The sequence below is a fragment of the Planococcus sp. CP5-4_YE genome (assembly GCF_019042655.1).
Classification (GTDB): domain Bacteria; phylum Bacillota; class Bacilli; order Bacillales_A; family Planococcaceae; genus Planococcus.
In genome coordinates this window covers 1-1,894 of the sequence record NZ_JAHPZO010000039.1, presented here as the reverse complement: position 1 = coordinate 1,894, position 1,894 = coordinate 1, and the positions used below count along the sequence as shown (strand labels likewise).

Sequence of the window (1,894 nt, the reverse complement as noted above, 5' to 3'; positions counted from 1 at the left end):
AATTCACCCCCAACACGGTTCAAGATGACGGAATGGGCAACTGCCAAAGTCCAACCGAACTACCATGTTCAAGTGGACTATAAGTTCTATTCCGTTCCTTATGAATACGTCCGCGAGGATGTCGATGTTCGAATCACTGCGGATGTAATTGAATTGTACTTTAAAGATGTGCGCATTGCATCCCATCCACGCAAACGAAAATCGGAAGATTCATATGCCACAAACCTGGATCACCTGCCAGATCACCACCGGCGTTATCTCGATCATAACCCAGAAAATAACCGGAAATGGGCGAAGGAGATCGGACCAAATATGGAACGTCTGGTTGAACATATTCTAAAAACGAATGTCGAAAAGAAAGCGTTGAATATATTGAATGGATTGAGAAATACGGCTTCTAAAAAAACAAGCACAGAGCTTGAGGCAGCGACCAAGACGTTACTGGAGATATCCTCACATCCAACCGTTGCCGTGCTGAAAAGCATCTTAGCGAGGCAGAAGAAAAAGCAAGCGGACAAACAACTCGTGCGGGAACCGCAGACAGAGGATTATGGTTTTACCAGAGGCGCTACCTATTTTGGGAGGGATAAAAAATGATCAATCAAGAAACCTTACGAAAATTAATGGACATGAAGATGAGTGGAATGGCGGACTTATATCAACTGCAGAATGAAAATAAAGACTTCCAGGGGATGGATTTTGATGATCGTTTTAACCTATTGGTGGATACGGAATACGATCGCAGGAGGTCGAATAAACTGGACCGACTGATTAAACAGGCGACGTTTGATGACTCGAGCGCATCGGTGGAACTGATCGAGTACCACGCTGACCGTAAGTTGGATAAGCAGTTAATCTTAGAGTTGGCGTCCGGCACCTATCTTCAGAAGCATCATAACATTATCCTTATGGGTGCTTCAGGCAACGGGAAGACGTGGTTATCAAATGCCTTCGGCATTCAAGCCTGCCGGCAATTCTACAAGGTGAAATACATCCGCTTGCCCGAATTATTGGATGAACTTGCCGTTGCTAAACATGAGGCAGACGGAAGTTTTCGCAAACTGATTCAAAAATACAGATCCATTGATTTATTGATACTGGATGAATGGCTCCTGAGTGAGTTGTCGCAAGACCAAGTGCTTCACGTGTTAGAAATTATCGATGCGAGGCTCAAACGGACTTCTACCATCTTCTGTTCGCAGTTCTCACCCGAAGGGTGGCATTCCAAACTTGGACAAGCCCAAGTGGCTGATGCAATTCTCGACCGAATTGTCCATGATTCCTATAAAATATTGATCGATGGCAAAATCTCAATGCGTGAACGACATAGTTTAGTCGCGCCTCGCTGACAATATACAAAAAGAGAGTCACCGGTAAAATCTAGCCAGTGGCTCTCTTCTATGCATTTACTGGCCACATTCTCCGCAATTGATGGCTCAAATCTCCGCACACGTGGCTTTTTCGTTCCGCAATACTCAGTCAGGACATTAGGCTTAGGTGCGGAATAGGAAGAGGTAGTGCAGGAATTGTATAAAATAGAATCTTGGTATTTATTGAATGTGAATTCGTCGGTTAATAAGCCGACGAATTCTTTTTATTACTAACAATAATTTACAGAGTAGATTTCAGATGCAAATTCTGCAGGTAAGGCTGAAGAGCAGAGAAGCCAGTCACTTAAAAATCTGGTTCTTCCTAGGTGAGTATCGTGCTCGCTTCTACATATATATACTCTTGGCTAGATTGGTGTGTTTTTTTGCATTACTTGTTAATGACGCCTGATTTTGTCTAAAAACTGACGGTTCTTTTTGTCCCAAACCTGACGGTTTCTTTGGCCAAACGAATAGAGAAAAAACGAGGGGGAACTAGCTTAGTCAAAAATATGAGGCTGAAGTCG

At 43.4% G+C, this 1,894-nt stretch carries 2 protein-coding genes; both read left to right on the top strand.

Annotated elements, in window-relative coordinates; translation table 11 throughout:
• Positions 1–597, top strand: a 597-nt coding sequence (locus tag KTG14_RS17740; protein WP_483313510.1) for a Mu transposase domain-containing protein, incomplete at its 5' end; no start/stop codon positions are given.
• Positions 594–1,349 (top strand): IS21-like element helper ATPase IstB, encoded by a 756-nt coding sequence (gene istB, locus KTG14_RS17735; protein ID WP_216972110.1) that lies wholly within the window; start codon positions 594–596, stop codon positions 1,347–1,349. The genes KTG14_RS17740 and istB, both read left to right, overlap by 4 nt.
• Positions 1,350–1,894 lie beyond the last annotated feature (545 nt).